Below are 15,701 nucleotides of genomic sequence, written 5' to 3' on the forward strand. Positions count from 1 at the left end.
ATAATAAGCCGTCAGCAGCCGGTCAGGCCCGCGGCCGCTGGCGATGGAACGTCAACGGCGTGTACGACACGGCCGATGGTGGCGGCTGCTTCAGGATGTTCGAGCGCATCGCGCCCACCACGTGCATCTCGCACGGTTTGCAGTCAAAGCGCAGCGTGTAGCGGTCTTCGCCACTGACCAGCGTCATCGGCTCGGCCTTCACCTGGCCCTGCACGCCTTGCACGCCCTTGGCCTGCTTCGGGCACAGGTTGAACGAGAAGCGCAGGCAGTGCTTGGTGATCATCAAGGAGACTTCGCCGGCTTCCTCGTGTGACTCGTACGCGGCGTCGATCAGCTGCACGCCATGCTTCTGGTAGAACGCACGCGCCTTGTCGTTGTACACGTTGGCCAGGTAGCTCAGCTGCACGTCCGGATACACCGGCGGTGGCGTGGTCGCCGACTTGCGCTCGGGCCGCTGCCAGGCCGCCAGGCGCGCCGCTTCGTGCGCCGCAATGGCGTCGCGCCGCAACGCATTGATCGCCGCGCTTGGCACGAACCACGGCTGGCTCAGCTTGAGCTCCACGTGACCGGCCTCGAACATGGTGTTGCCCAGCTTGGCCAGGCTCGAACGAAGCGAGGCATCGGCCTGCGCGGCCTGCGTCGCCGGCTGCAGGGCAATTGCTGCCGCTGCATGCGACGCGATGCCGTCCTCATCGATGATGTCCAGGCGCAGTCCATCCGGCTGTTCGCTGAGGACCAGTTCCAGCGCCACCTTGCGCTCGGACGATTTCTTGTTGAGCGTCGCTTCCCATCCGTGGTCGCGGTTGCGGTGGATGACGGTGCCGACCTTCAGGCCTGCCAGCGTCTGCATCGGCTCGTTCGGATACACGCGCCAGCGCTGGCCATCGGCCTCGTCGCCAAGCTTGTCCGCCTTGTTGGCCTGGATGCCGACGGTGTCGCGTTTGTACATATAGTTCAGGCCGTCGCCGTTGGCCATCGGCGCGCTGGTCACGACATCGAAGCTGTCGCCATTCAGGCGCGCCACGATGCCCAGCTCCACGCCCACGTACTTCGGCGAATCGAACGCGCCGATGTCGGTCAGGCGGCCCTGCGCAAAGTACTCGGTATGGCCGCGGTGGAAGTTCTTGTCGACATCCGGCGTGAACATGACGCGCGTGCGGCCGCTCGAGGCGCGCACGAATTCCGGCCGCTGGTCCAGCAGTTCGTCGAGCAGCAGACGGTAGTGGGCCGTGATGTTTTTCACGTATCCCATGTCCTTGTAGCGGCCTTCGATCTTGAACGAGCGGATGCCCGCATCGACCAGCGCGCCCAGGTTGCGGCTCTGATCGTTGTCTTTCATCGACAACAGGTGCTTGTCGAACGCAACCACGCGGCCCTGGCCATCGCTGAGCGTGTAGGGCAGGCGGCAATTCTGCGAGCAGTCGCCCCGGTTGGCCGAGCGGCCGTTGTCGGCGTGCGAGATATAGCACTGGCCCGAATACGCCACGCACAGCGCGCCGTGCACGAAGTATTCGAGCGGGGTGTCGGTCACCTGGTGGATCTTGCGGATCTGCTCGACCGTCAATTCGCGCGCCAGCACCAGTTGCGAAAAACCGACGTCGGCGAGGAATTTCGCTTTCTCTGGCCCACGAATATCGCACTGGGTACTGGCATGCAACTGGATCGGGGGCAGGTCGAGCTCGAGCAAGCCCATGTCCTGGATGATCAGCGCATCGACGCCGGCCTCGTACAGCTGCCAGATCTGCTTGCGTGCCAGCTCGAGTTCACTGTCGTGCATGATCGTGTTCATGGTCACGAAGATGCGCGCCCGGTAGGCGTGCGCGAACTGCACCAGCCCGGCGATGTCCTCGAGCGGGTTGCTGGCATTGTGCCGCGCCCCGAATGCCGGGCCGCCGATATAGACGGCATCGGCGCCGTGCAGGATCGCCTCGCGCCCGATCTCGGCGGTTTTGGCGGGCGACAGCAGTTCAAGCTCGTGGGCTAGCAATGACATGGGGAATCCTTCGATGCGAAGACCGGGATTATAGCCAGTCGGCGCGCTGCCGTCATGTGCCGCGACGTTGCAGCGCCGGTCGACGCGAGAGGATGTTAGCGCAATCCCAAGCGTTGCTGTGCTAACATCAAGCCCATTTCCCTGGCCTTGAAAACAATCCTGACATGAGTAAAGTGACGCTCGACAGCATCCGTGAAGCAATGGAACACGGTAAGCCAACGATGGTGGACGTCGCCAAACTGGCCGGCGTGTCCGCCATGACGGTCTCGCGCGTCATGAACGGGAAAACCCTGGTGCGTGAGAGCACCCGGCGCAAAGTTGCCGATGCGGTCGCTGCACTGAACTATACGCCGAACCAGGAAGCGCGCAATCTGGCCGGTTCCAAGCCGATTCGCGTCGGTTTCTTGTACAGCAACCCGAGTGCCGCCTACCTGAGCGAATTTCTCGTCGGCCTGCTGAACCAGTCGGGCCTGAACAACGTGCAATTGTTCGTCGAGAAGTGCGAAGCGGGCAACCACGAAACCGAACACACGCAGCGCCTGATCGACAACGGGCTCGATGGCGTGATCCTGCCGCCACCCCTGTGCGACAGCGAAGCCGTGCTGGGTTGCGTGGAACGCGCCGGCATTCCCGCCGTCGTCGTTGCCTGCGGTTCGCCCGCACCGGGCCTGGGCGCCGTCAGCATCGACGACTACGATGCCGCCCACTACATGACGCGCCACCTGATCGCCCTCGGCCACCAGCGCATCGGCTTCATCGTCGGCCACCCGAACCAGAGCGCCAGCGCGCGCCGTCTCGACGGCTACCGCGCCGCGATCGCGGAAATGAACGCCGATGCAGCCGATGAACTGGTGGTGCAGGGGATGTTCACCTACCGCTCGGGCCTGGACGCGGCCGAGCAGTTGCTCGCGCTCGCCGAGCGACCGACGGCGATCTTCGCCAGCAACGATGACATGGCTGCCGCCACGGTCGCTGTCGCGCACCGCCTGGCGCTGGACGTGCCGGGCGACCTCACCGTGACCGGCTTCGACGATACCGCGCTGGCCACGACCATCTGGCCCGAACTGACGACGGTGCGCCAGCCGATTGCCGAGATGGCGCGTGAAGCGGTGCAGGCGCTGGTGCGGCGTGTGCGCGCAATGCGCGAAGAAGAACCGGCCGAGCCGGAGCAGACGCGGATGGACTTCGTTCTGGTGCGGCGCCAGTCCGACGCCGCGCCACGCGTGCGCCCGCCAGCACGCCTGCCTGCTGCTGCGCGGACCGTCTGATCAAGATGCCGTGCTGGTCCCGCTGTGGGCCGGGACCAGCGCGCAGCACGGATTTCTGTACCCGTCCCTCCCGCCTGCAAGCTTTCCAATAATTCGTTGACAACCATCCGAGCAGAAGTTTAGACTGCAATGGTTGCGCTAACAATTCTGTTAAAGGATTGTTGTGACGCACATTAAAATAATCAAAAAGCATCAGGAGACGACCATGCCAGACCCGCACACCCGGCTGCCCGCCGGCGTGGCTGCAGCCACGCTGCGCCGCGCGCCTTCCCGTCACACCTCCTGAGTACCGGTCTGTCCCGGTTGCCCGCGCCACGCTGCCTTGCATCCGTCTGCGCGCCCGCCAAGACCCATCACCACGAACGAGAGAGAACATGACCGCATCTTCGCTACCCGATGACATCGCGTCGGCCCTGCTGGTTGGCCGCGTCTGGCGCCCGGCGCCGATCGACGGCCCGGCAGTCGTCGCCGTGCGCGCCGGCCGCCTGATCGACATCACCCACCACGCGGCCACCGTCGCCGACCTGTTCGAGCGCGATGCCGCCGACATGCTGGCGATCGTCAGGAGCGCGGCGGGCGAGGACCTGGGCGACGCTGCCAGCCTGCTGCAGGCCGCGCTGGACGGTGGCCTGGGCGAGGGCGGCGTCGGGCTGCTCGCGCCATGCGACCTGCAGGCCATCAAGGCCGCCGGCGTGACGTTTGCCGTCAGCCTGCTCGAGCGCGTCATCGAAGAACAGGCCAAGGGCGATCCTGCCCGCGCCTCTGCCTTGCGCACGGAACTGCAGGCGACCATCGGCACCAACCTGGCCGAGATGGTGCCGGGTTCCAGCGCCGCGATGCGCCTGAAAACGGAGCTGAGCGCGCGCGGCCTGTGGTCGCAGTACATGGAAGTGGGCATCGGCCCGGACGCCGAAGTCTTTACCAAATCGCAGCCGATGTCGTCGCTGGGCCATGGCGCGGTGGTCGGCCTGCACCCGTCGTCGCACTGGAACAACCCGGAACCCGAGATCGTGCTGGCCGTGAACAGCCGCGCCGAAATCGTTGGCGCCGCACTGGGCAACGACGTCAACCTGCGCGACATTGAAGGGCGCAGCGCGCTCCTGCTGGGCAAGGCCAAGGACAACAACGGCTCGTGCGCCATCGGCCCGTTCGTGCGCCTCTTCGACGGCGACTTCACGCTCGACACGCTGCGGGGCTGCGAAGTGGGCATGCTGATCGAGGGCGCGGACGACGGCTTCACGCTGGCCGGCTCTAGCCGCATGCGCGAGATCAGCCGCGACCCGCTCGATCTGGTGGCCCAGACCTGCGGCGCGCATCACCAGTATCCGGATGGCTTCATGCTGTTTCTGGGGACGATGTTCTCGCCGATCAAGGACCGCGGCGCGGCCGGTGGCGGCTTTACGCACCACCCGGGCGACAAGGTCACCATCTCGACCCCGGCGCTGGGCGCCCTGGTCAACACGGTCGGCCGCAGCGACACCATTACGCCATGGACCTTCGGCGTGCGCGCGCTGTACCAGAACCTGGCCCGGCGCGACCTGCTGGCAGGCCGTCCAGCATGACCCCTCCTGACGGCGCGCTGCACGTTTCGCTTTCCGATCCGCTTCAAGATAACCACGAGTTCACGATGCACGATTCAACACCAGATTCCACCCCCGCCGCGCTGGTCTACGCGACCTATCCCGACCTGCGCGACAAGCGCGTCGTCATCACCGGTGGCGGCACCGGCATCGGCAGCGAACTGGTGACGGCATTTGCCGGTCAGGGCGCGCAGGTCTGGTTCCTCGACATCGCCAGGGAAGCATCGACGGCGCTGGCCGACGCGCTGGCCGGTTCCGCGCACAAGCCACGCTTTTTGCCGTGCGACCTGACCGACCTCGATGCGCTGGCCGCGACCTTTGCCGCCATCGAAGCCGAGGCTGGTGGCATCGACATCCTGCTCAATAACGCCGCCAACGACGACCGCCACGGCATCGACGACGTCACGCCCGACTACTGGGAAAGCCGGATGGCGGTCAATCTGCGCCACACGTATTTCTGCAGCCAGGCGGCGGTCGCGATGATGCGCCGCCAGGGCAGCGGCGTGATCCTCAATTTCGGCTCGATCTCGTGGTACCTCGCGTCGAACCAGCTGTCGCTGTACATGATGGCCAAGGCGGCGATCGAGGCGATGAGCCGCGGCCTGGCGCGCGACCTTGGCGCCGAGAACATCCGCGTCAATACCGTCATCCCGGGCGCCGTGCGCACGCCGCGCCAGCAGGCGCTGTGGCATACGCCGGAAGAAGAAGCGCGCATCCTGGCCGGCCAGTGCCTGCCGCAGCGCGTCGAGATGCAGGACGTGGCGGCGCTGTCGCTGTTCCTGGCCTCGAACAACGCGCGCCGCTGCAGCGGCCGCGAATACTTCGTCGACGCTGGCTGGTACGGCGCATGACCGGCGCCGTACACTGCCTGTGGGACGTCAAGGCCACGCTGGGCGAGGGCGCCTTGTGGGACGCGGTCCGGCGCAAAATCTGGTTCGTCGACATCAAGGGCCGCCGCATCCACTGCTGCGATGAAGACGGCGGTGCGCGCCAGAGCTGGGATGCGCCGTCGCAGATCGGGTTTCTCGCGCCGAGCGACGACGGCGGCATGGTGTGCGGGCTCGAAGATGGCCTGTACCGCTTTCTGGAGAACGACGGCGCGTTCGTGGCGCTGGCCCGCGTCGAAGCCGACCTGCCGGGCAACCGCTTCAACGATGGCCACGTCGATGCAGCCGGGCGCCTGTGGTTTGGCTCGATGGACAATGGCGAGAGCGAGACCACCGGCACGCTGTACCGCTTCGACGGCGCCGGCCAGCCGGCGCGCGCAATGGACGCCGGCTACATCATCACCAATGGCCCGGCCATCAGCCCGGACGCGACCACGCTGTACCACACCGACACGTTGGCACGCACCATCTACGCGTTCGACCTGGGCGCGGATGGCGCGCTCAGGGGCAAACGCCTGTTCGTCACGCACGAAGGCAGCGGCCATCCGGACGGCATGGCAGTCGACGCCGAAGGGCACCTTTGGGTAGCCGTCTTCGGCGGCTGGCGCATCGACCGCTACGATCCGCAAGGACGCAAGGTCGGTGAGGTGCGCTTCCCGTGCGCGAACATCACCAAGCCGGCCTTTGGCGGCGACGATCTGCGCACCGTGTATGCCACCACCGCGCGCAAGGGTTTGAGCGAGGCCGATCTGCTGGCGCAGCCGCTGGCCGGTGGCCTGTTCACGTTCCGCGCCGATGCGCCGGGCCTGCCGCAACATGCGTTGCACCTGTAACGCGCACTGGAGAATCACCGCATGACCAAGCAATCCACCTTCCGTTTCCGCTCGCAGGACTGGTTTGACAATCCGGAGCGGATCGACATGACGGCGCTGTACCTCGAGCGCTTCATGAACTACGGGATCACGCCCGACGAACTGCGCTCGGGCAAACCGATCATCGGCATCGCCCAGAGCGGCAGCGACATCACGCCGTGCAACCGGATCCACCTGGAACTCGTCAAGCGCGTGCGCGACGGCATCCGTGATGCCGGCGGCATCCCGATGGAATTCCCGCTGCACCCGATCTTTGAAAACTGCCGCCGCCCGACCGCTGCCCTGGACCGCAACCTGGCCTATCTGGGCCTGGTGGAGATCCTGCACGGCTATCCGATCGACGCCGTGGTGCTGACGACCGGCTGCGACAAGACCACGCCGGCCCAGCTGATGGCCGTGTCGACCGTCGACATGCCGGCCATTGTGCTGTCGGGCGGGCCGATGCTCGATGGCTGGTTCGACGGTGAACTGGTGGGGTCGGGCGCGGCGATCTGGAAGGCGCGCCGCCAGCTGGCCGCCGGCTCGATCGACGAACAGAAATTCATGAACATCGCCACCGCCTCGGCCCCCTCGGCCGGCCATTGCAACACGATGGGCACGGCCTCGACGATGAATGCCGTGGCCGAAGCGCTGGGCATGTCGCTGACCGGTTGCGCCGCGATTCCCGCGCCGTACCGTGAGCGCGGCCAGATGGCGTACGAGACGGGCCGGCGCATCGTTGGCCTGGCGATGGAAGACGTGCGCCCGTCGAACATCCTGACGCGCGACGCGTTCCTCGATGCGATCGTCGTCAACGCGGCCATCGGCGGCTCGAGCAATGCGCAGCCGCACATCATGGCCATGGCGCGCCATGCGGGCGTGGAGATCACGACCGAGGACTGGATGACCTACGGTTACGAAGTGCCGCTGCTGCTGAACATGCAGCCTGCCGGCAAATACCTGGGCGAGCGCTTCCACCGCGCGGGCGGCGTGCCGGCCGTGATGTGGGAACTCGATCAGGCGGGCCTGTTGCGCTCGGACCGTTTGACGGTGACCGGCAAAACGCTGGCCCAGAACATCGACATGCACCAGACGATGGACCGCGAGATGATCCGCCCGTTCGCCGATCCGCTAAAAGAAAACGCGGGCTTCCTGGTCCTGAAGGGCAACCTGTTCGATTTCGCGATCATGAAGACGAGCGTGATTTCACCGAGCTTTCGCGAACGCTACCTGGCCACGCCGGGCGCCGAGAACTGCTTTGAGTGCAAGGTCGTCGTGTTCGACGGCTCGGACGATTACCATGCGCGCATCAATGACCCTGAACTGGGTATCGACGAGCACACGATGCTGGTGATTCGCGGCGCCGGTCCGATCGGCTGGCCCGGTTCGGCCGAAGTCGTCAACATGCAACCGCCCGATGCGCTGATCAAGCGCGGCATCAACAACCTGCCGACGCTGGGCGATGGTCGCCAGTCGGGCACCTCGGACAGCCCGTCGATCCTGAATGCGTCACCCGAAAGCGCGGCCGGCGGCAATCTGGCGCTGCTGCACACGGGCGATATCGTGCGCGTCGACCTGGTGCACGGGCGCTGCGACGTGCTGCTGTCGGACGCCGAACTCGAGGCGCGCAAGCTCGATACGCCGCCAGCGATCCCGCCAAGCCAGACACCGTGGCAAGAGATCTACCGCGCGACGGTGGGCCAGCTGCACACGGGCGCCTGCATGGAACTGGCCTTGCCGTACCGGGCCGTGGCCGGCGCGATGCCGCGGCATAACCACTAAACGGCAGTTTGTACGATGACTAAAAGTGGCATTCATAGCCATTCTTGAGCAGAATGTCGGAACTTCGCCTGGACGGTACTGTCCACGCGTCGAAAATAACTGGAGACAAGCATGAAAAAACTCATCACGGCAGTCGGCATCGGTTGCGCAATGCTGTTCGCATCCGCCCCCGCCATGGCTGACGCCAAGAATCCGAAGATCGGCTTTTCGATCGACGACCTGCGCCTGGAGCGCTGGACCCGTGACCGCGACTACTTCATCGGCGCGGCCGAAAAGCTCGGCGCCAAGGTATATGTGCAGTCGGCCGACGCCAGCGAGCAGCGCCAGATCGCCCAGATCGAGAACCTGATCTCGCGCGGCGTGGACGTCCTGGTCATCGTGCCGTACAACGCGACCGTGCTGAACAACGCGATCCGCGAAGCCAAGAAAGCCAAGATCAAGGTGCTGTCGTACGACCGCCTGATCCTCAATGCCGATGTCGACGCCTACATCTCGTTCGACAACAAGGCCGTTGGCGAACTGCAGGCGCAGTCGATCGTCGCGCTCAAACCAAAAGGCAGCTACTACCTGCTGGGCGGCGCGCCGACTGACAACAACGCCAAGATCCTGCGCGAAGGCCAGATGAAGGTGCTGCAGCCGCTGATCGACAAGGGCGACATCAAGGTCGTCGGCCGCCAGTGGGTCAAGGACTGGAGCCCGTCGGAGGCGATGGCCATCATTGAAAATGCGCTGACCGCCAACGGCAACAAGATCGACGCTGTCGTGGCCTCGAACGATGCCACCGCCGGCGGCGCGATCCAGGCGCTGTCGTCGCAGAAGCTGGCCGGCAAGGTCCCGGTCTCGGGCCAGGACGCCGACCTGGCGGCCGTGCGCCGCGTGATCGCCGGCACGCAGTCGATGACGGTCTACAAACCACTGCGCAATATCGCCACCAGCGCCGCAACGCTGGCCGTACAACTGGTGCGCAACGAAAAGCCCGCCTACAACGCGCAATTGAATAACGGCTTCAAGCCCGTCAACACCATCCTGCTCAAGCCGATCCTGCTGAACCAGGCCAACGTCGACATGCTGGTCAAGGACGGCTTCTACACCCAGGGCCAGCTGGCCGGAAAATAAGCCGGCGTCACGCTGCTACAGCGTCCGCGCCTGCGGGCGCACCGGCTGGCGAGCCTCGCCGGCCGGTGGTCCAACGTCTTGAAACGAGTCTTTCGATGGCCGGCTATCTGCTTGAAATGAAGGGAATCGCCAAGCGATTCAACGGGGTGCCCGCGCTCGATGGCATCGACCTGGCGATCCGCCCGGGCGAGTGTATCGGCCTGTGCGGCGAGAACGGCGCCGGCAAATCGACGCTGATGAAGGTGCTGTCGGCCGTCTATCCGCACGGGACCTGGGAGGGCGAGATCGTGCTGGATGGCCAGCTACTCCGGGCGCGCTCGGTGCGCGAGACCGAGGACGCCGGCATCATCATCATCCACCAGGAACTGATGCTCGTGCCCGAACTGAGCGTGGCCGAGAACATCTTTCTGGGTAATGAGATCACGCTGCCCGGCGGGCGCATGGATTATCCGGCCATGAACCAGAAGGCTGCCGAGATCCTGCGCGGCCTGAAACTGCCGGATGTGAACGTGGTGCTGCCGGTGAAGCACTACGGCGGCGGGCACCAGCAGCTGATCGAGATCGGCAAGGCCCTGAACAAGAACGCGCGCCTGTTGATCCTCGACGAGCCGTCGGCATCGCTGACGGCGTCGGAGATCGCGGTCCTGCTCGACATCATCCGCGACCTGAAAAGCCGGGGCGTCGCCTGCGTCTACATCTCGCACAAGCTCGAAGAAGTCGCGGCCATCTGCGACACCGTCGTCGTCATCCGCGACGGCAAGCATATCGCCACCACGCCGATGGAAGCGATGAGCGTCGAGCGCATCATCAACCAGATGTGCGGCCGCGAGATGAGCCAGATGTATCCGTCGCTGCCGCATCCGGTGGGGGAGGTGGTCATGGAGGCGCGCCACATCACGTGCTACGACCCGGATCAGCCGGGTCGCAAGAAGGTCGACGACGTGTCGTTCCAGGTGCGGCGCGGCGAAATCCTCGGCATCGCAGGGATCGTCGGGGCCGGGCGCACGGAACTCGTGACTGCCATCTTTGGTGCGTACCCGGGCAAGCATGAAGGCGAAGTCTGGCTCGAGGGCCGCAAGGTCGATACGTCCGAACCCCTGAAAGCCATCCGCGCCGGCTTCGCGCTGGTGCCCGAAGACCGCAAGCACCACGGTATCGTGCGCGACCTGTCGGTGGGCGAGAACATCACGCTGTCGGTCCTGCCGCGCTTTTCGCACGCGAGCCGCATCGACGACCACGAAGAAGCGGGCGCCGTGAGCGAGCAAATCAGCCGGCTGGCGCTCAAGACCGCGACACCGGCGCTGGCCATCACGTCGCTTTCGGGCGGCAACCAGCAAAAGGCGGTGCTGGCCAAGATGCTGTTGACTGGCCCGAAAGTGCTGATCCTGGACGAACCGACGCGCGGCGTGGACGTCGGCGCCAAGTTCGAAATCTACAAACTGATGCTGGAACTGGCGGCGCAGGGGATCGCGATCATCATGGTCTCGTCCGAACTGGCCGAAGTCCTGGGCGTGTCCGACCGCGTGCTGGTGATGAAGGAAGGGCGCCTGAACGGCGACTTCGTCAACCAGGACCTGAACCAGGAAACGGTGCTGGCCGCCGCGCTGGGCCAGGCCGCCGCCGCGCCATCGATCCCACATCACGCATGACAACCACAATCACACAATGACCACGATGACGTTCAAACGGATTTTCACGCAGTACAAGATTCTGGCGCTGCTGGTGGCAATCGCGCTGATCTGGGCCTTCTTCAGCTGGAAGACGGACGGCGGCTTTACCTCGGCGCGCAACCTGTCGAACCTGATGCGCCAGATGTCGGTGACCGGCATCCTCGCCTGCGGTATGGTGTTCGTCATCATCGCCGGCGAAATCGACCTGTCCATCGGCTCGTTGCTGGGGCTTTTGGGCGGGATGGCCGCGGTGCTCGATGTCACGCACGGCTTGCCGCTGCCGCTGTCCATCCTCATCGTGCTTGGCGCGGGGCTGTTGTGCGGGTTTCTCAACGGGTACTTGACAGCGTATGCGGGCATACCGTCCTTCATTGTCGGCCTGGGCGGGATGCTGGCGTACCGCGGGGTCGTGCTGGGGCTGACCGGCGGCGCCACCGTGGCGCCCGTGTCGCCTGGCATGGAGCAGCTGGGCCAGGCGTACCTGCCGCCGCTGTGGGGCAGTATCCTGGGCGTGGCCCTGTTCGTGCTGACCTGCGTGCTGGTCTGGCGCCAGCGTGCGAGCCAGGCGCGCCACAAGCTGCCGGTCATTCCGATGTGGCGCTCGGCGCTGCGCGTGGTGATTGCGGGCGCCGTGCTGGCCGGACTGATCTCGACCTTCAACAGCTACGAAGGCATTCCGCTGCCGGTGCTGATCCTGCTGGTGCTGCTGGGTGTGTTCAGCTACATCGCACGGCAGACCGTGTTCGGCCGCCGCATCTACGCGGTGGGCAGCAATATGGAAGCGACGCGCCTGTCCGGCATTGACGTGCGCAAGGTGAAGCTGTGGATCTTCGGCCTGATGGGCCTGATGTGCGCGCTGGCTGGCCTGATCAACACGGCGCGCCTGGCGGCCGGTTCGCCGTCGGCCGGGGTGTCGGCCGAGCTCGACGTGATCGCTGCCTGTTTCATCGGCGGCACCTCGATGCGCGGCGGCGCCGGCACCGTGCATGGCGCCCTGGTCGGCGCCCTCGTGATGGCAAGCCTGGACAATGGCATGTCGATGCTGGATGTGGATGCGTACTGGCAAATGATCGTCAAGGGCTTGATTCTGACACTGGCCGTGTGGCTGGATGTCGCGACGCGCGGCAACACGCGTTAAGCTTCATTGGATTTATCGCTGTCAGCGCACCAATTGTCCGATGTGAGCCACGCGCTTTGGCGCGTTTTTGATCGCTGTTAAATCGGACAATCGTGCGCGCGCCATCCGCCGGATCTTTTCCTACACTCGACTGAACATGTAGCGTTTTTTGTTCAGTCGGGGGATGCGATGAAAACCCATAGTGGCGCGAGGAGAACGTTTCTAAAAACAGGTATCGGGGTCACTGTCTTACAGTGTTTTCCCGGCCTGGCGGCCGCGCAGGCGAGTAGTGGGCCGCGGCTTGAATGGAAACAGTTCAAGACCACCAATCAATATCCGGCCTTCGTCAATGCCATTGCGACGATGCGCGCCAACGCCAGTCAGGCCAGCCCCGGCTCACTGTCTTATTGGTCCAATGTGCATGTCAACACCTGTCCGCACGGCGTGCCCTATTTCATTTCATGGCACCGCGGGTATCTGTATCACTTCGAGCAGCAATTGCGTACCGTGTCCGGCAATCCGAACCTGACGCTGCCGTATTGGGACTATTACTCGTACGCGACCTTGCCAGCGGAGTTCACCGATCCGGCGCCCGGCAATCCGCTGTATGTGCCCAGGCAGAGTTCGAACGTTCGCAGCGCACTGAGCCTGGCGCCATTCGCGTCGGCGGTGCGCAATTTTCAGCGTGGCAAGAGCAACGCGTTCGAGCCGAGCATCGAAGACGTGCACAATCCCATCCATGATCTGATCGGCGGCGTCATGAGCACGATGCAGTCGCCGCTCGATCCCATCTTTTTCCTGCATCACGCCAGTGTCGACCGCTTGACGCATGCTTGGTCGCTGCTAACGGGCAAGACCATGCCCAAGTCAGCGAATCCGTATTCGTCGACCAACAGCGATGTCTATTGGGCAGGCAACCATGTGTATGCGAGCGGTCTGAGCATCGAGCGCTACAAGACCAGAATCCCCGGCTGGCTGGGCACGACATATGCGTCCAACGCTGTGCCGACGACGCTGCCACCGGTCCCTGCCGTTTCTGCGGCCCGTGCAGCGCTGCTGGAGCGGCCGCCGTTCCAGTCGTTCAGGACGGTGGCGGGGCGCCGCCTGTCGAGCACACGGCGCTCAGTGAGTGGCGTGGCGCAAGTGCCGTTCGATGAGCAATCGGTGTCGGTACTGCTGCGGCTGGGGAAAAGCGACGCGGCGGAACTTGCACGGGTCGTTGCGCTGTGCCGTGATGTTGGTGAGCTGGATTCCCGGTCCGAATCTCGTTCCGAATCTCCTTCCGATTCTTTTTCGAATTCTCGACAGATGCCGGGCACGATCAAGCTGGTGTTTGACAACCTGGCCGTCGGCACGGCCGCGAAGAAGGGCGGCTTTTTCTATGCGCTGTATCTCGACCTGCCAGCCGTGGTTGCGTCGCAGGCGGAGCGTGAGGCGTCGCTCATCGGCACGCTGGGCGCATTCCAGATCGCCGCCGCAGCGCACCACGGCACGCCACGGATCGAATTCGATGTGTCGTACTTGCTGGCGCGGCAAGACCGCGTCAATTTCAGCGAGCTCGCGTTGTCCTGGGTGCGTGTCGACGGCGATCGTCCGCCGGCCGGCAAGGCCATCCTGGCCAGCGAGATCCGGGTCGAACTCGCGTTCGTCCCGGACGATGCGCATATGTTGTCCGGAGATGCCGAGGATATCGAACGGCAGCATTTGTAGACGCAGACGCAGACGCAGACACAGACACAGACGCTGACCATGGCCGCGGTGTTGGTCCCGCAACCCTGGTCCGCGTTCGTAGTGCTTACGCAGGCAGCTCGAGCTCGCCATTGACCAGGCGGGCGATCCGCAGCGGATTGCCGTCCTTGAGCGCATCGGGCAGCAGGCCAGCCGGCACGTCCTGGTAACAAACGGGGCGCAGGAAGCGCTCGATGGCAGTCGCGCCCACCGATGTGCTGCGTGGATCGGTGGTGGCCGGGAACGGGCCGCCGTGCACCATCGCATGCGCTACCTCGACGCCGGTCGGGAAGCCATTGAACAGGATGCGGCCGACCTTGCGTTCCAGCAGCGGCAACAGAGCGCCGGCCAGTGCATGGTCGCTCGCGACTGCATGCACGGTGGCCGTCAGCTGGCCTTCCAGGTGGCGCGTCACGGCCAGCAGCTCTCCTTCATCCTGGCACGCGATCAGCAGCGAAACCGGGCCGAAGATTTCTTCTTCCAGCGCCGGATTGGCCAGGAAGGTGGCGGCGTCGCACTCGTACAGCGCCGCCTTCGCCGCGCAGCCCGCGCCTTCGCTGCTGCCGTGCGCGACGAGCGTCACGCCCGCGATACCGGCGCGCATACCCACCGCGTCCGTATAGGCAGTATGGATGCCCGCGGTGAGCATCGTGCCCGCCGGCTTGAGTTGCAGCGCTGCCGCTGCCGCAGTGCGGAACGCGTCGAGCTGCGGCCCGGCCACGCCGATCACCAGGCCCGGGTTGGTGCAGAACTGGCCGACGCCCATCGTCAGCGAGTCGACGAACGCGCCTGCCAGCGCAGCGCTGCCGGTGGCCAGCGCGCCCGGCAGCAGGTAGACCGGATTGATGCTGCTCATCTCGGCGTAGACGGGAATCGGTTCCTTGCGGCGGCTGGCGATCTGCGCCAGGGCCAGCCCGCCTGCGCGCGAACCGGTAAAGCCGACCGCACGGATCGCCGGATGGCTCACGAGGTCGCCGCCGATCATGTTGCCTTCGCCGATCAGCAGCGAGAACACGCCTTCGGGCATACCGCAGTCGAGCGCTGCCTGCAACACGGCCTTGCCGACCAGCTCGGACGTGCCCAGGTGCGCATTGTGCGCCTTGACGACGACCGGGCAGCCGGCGGCGAGCGCCGAGGCGGTATCGCCACCGGCGACGGAAAACGCGAGCGGGAAATTGCTGGCCCCGAACACGGCAACCGGGCCGACGGGAATCTTGCGCATGCGCAGGTCGGCGCGTGGCGGCGTGCGCTCGGGCAGGGCCGAGTCGAGCGTCGCTTCGAGAAACAAGCCGTCGCGCACGACCTTGGCGAACAGGCGCAACTGGCCGACGGTGCGGCCACGCTCGCCTTCGAGGCGCGCCGTCGGCAAGCCGCTTTCCTGGCTGGCGCGCTCGATCAGTGCCGGGCCCAGATCCAGGATGCGCTGCGCGATCGTTTCAAGAAAATTGGCGCGCTCTTCCAGGCTCAGCGCGCGGTACGGTTCGACGGCGGCGTCGGCCAGCAGGCAGGCCTGGGCCAGGTCGTCGGGCGAGGCAAGACCGAACGCGGGTTCGAGTTCCTGCTTCGTGCCCGGGTTGTAGGCACGTACGGTACCGGCTGCGCCGCGCACGATGCGTGCGCCGATGATCATTTCTCCGCTGATGTTCATGCAATCTCCTGTGTTGAATTCGTATAGGTCGCCAATGTTATACGCAATCATGCCTGCGTGG

At 65.1% G+C, this 15,701-nt stretch carries 11 protein-coding genes; 9 read left to right on the forward strand and 2 right to left on the reverse strand.

All coding sequences use genetic code 11. The features are described from left to right. Positions 1 to 22: 22 nt before the first annotated feature. Entirely contained in the window at positions 23 to 1,993 is a 1,971-nt protein-coding gene (locus tag AC56LW_RS20085) for a peptidase U32 family protein (protein WP_499637075.1), read from the reverse strand. 164 nt (positions 1,994 to 2,157) lie between these two features. Here AC56LW_RS20085 and AC56LW_RS20090 point away from each other — a divergent pair, with 164 nt between their 5' ends. From AC56LW_RS20090 to AC56LW_RS20130, 9 genes are all read left to right on the forward strand, one after another. Next, positions 2,158 to 3,261 carry a LacI family DNA-binding transcriptional regulator gene (locus tag AC56LW_RS20090; RefSeq protein WP_499637077.1) on the forward strand — a complete coding sequence of 368 codons (1,104 nt, stop codon included), beginning with the start codon at positions 2,158 to 2,160 and terminating at the stop codon, positions 3,259 to 3,261. A 374-nt stretch (positions 3,262 to 3,635) separates the two neighbouring features. Then, positions 3,636 to 4,823, forward strand: coding sequence for a fumarylacetoacetate hydrolase family protein (locus AC56LW_RS20095; RefSeq protein ID WP_499637079.1), 1,188 nt, complete (start codon positions 3,636 to 3,638; stop codon positions 4,821 to 4,823). Positions 4,824 to 4,888: 65 nt separating this feature from the next. Next, entirely contained in the window at positions 4,889 to 5,692 is an 804-nt protein-coding gene (gene xylB / locus AC56LW_RS20100; RefSeq protein ID WP_332532160.1) for a D-xylose 1-dehydrogenase, read from the forward strand. Next, on the forward strand, positions 5,689 to 6,561 hold the full coding sequence (locus AC56LW_RS20105; protein WP_499637081.1) for an SMP-30/gluconolactonase/LRE family protein: 873 nt from the start codon (positions 5,689 to 5,691) through the stop codon (positions 6,559 to 6,561). The genes xylB and AC56LW_RS20105 overlap by 4 nt, the downstream gene beginning before the upstream one ends. Before the next feature lie 21 nt (positions 6,562 to 6,582). After that, entirely contained in the window at positions 6,583 to 8,361 is a 1,779-nt protein-coding gene (locus AC56LW_RS20110; RefSeq protein WP_332532123.1) for an IlvD/Edd family dehydratase, read from the forward strand. Between the two features lie 111 nt (positions 8,362 to 8,472). After that, entirely contained in the window at positions 8,473 to 9,477 is a 1,005-nt protein-coding gene (gene xylF, locus AC56LW_RS20115) for a D-xylose ABC transporter substrate-binding protein (protein WP_499637083.1), read from the forward strand. Positions 9,478 to 9,572: 95 nt separating this feature from the next. Beyond that, complete coding sequence (xylG, locus tag AC56LW_RS20120) at positions 9,573 to 11,126, forward strand: D-xylose ABC transporter ATP-binding protein (protein ID WP_499637085.1); 1,554 nt, start codon at positions 9,573 to 9,575, stop codon at positions 11,124 to 11,126. Positions 11,127 to 11,142: 16 nt separating this feature from the next. Next, complete coding sequence (locus AC56LW_RS20125) at positions 11,143 to 12,285, forward strand: sugar ABC transporter permease (protein ID WP_499637087.1); 1,143 nt, start codon at positions 11,143 to 11,145, stop codon at positions 12,283 to 12,285. A gap of 168 nt (positions 12,286 to 12,453) precedes the next feature. Continuing rightward, on the forward strand, positions 12,454 to 13,974 hold the full coding sequence (locus AC56LW_RS20130) for a tyrosinase family protein (protein ID WP_499637089.1): 1,521 nt from the start codon (positions 12,454 to 12,456) through the stop codon (positions 13,972 to 13,974). An 85-nt stretch (positions 13,975 to 14,059) separates the two neighbouring features. On the opposite strand, the gene AC56LW_RS20135 is transcribed toward AC56LW_RS20130, so the two are convergent. Further along, positions 14,060 to 15,640, reverse strand: a complete 1,581-nt coding sequence (locus tag AC56LW_RS20135; RefSeq protein ID WP_499637091.1) for an aldehyde dehydrogenase (NADP(+)) — start codon at positions 15,638 to 15,640, stop codon at positions 14,060 to 14,062. Between the last annotated feature and the right edge of the window lie 61 nt (positions 15,641 to 15,701).

It is taken from the genome of Telluria sp. LT2P80 (genome assembly GCF_059685955.1).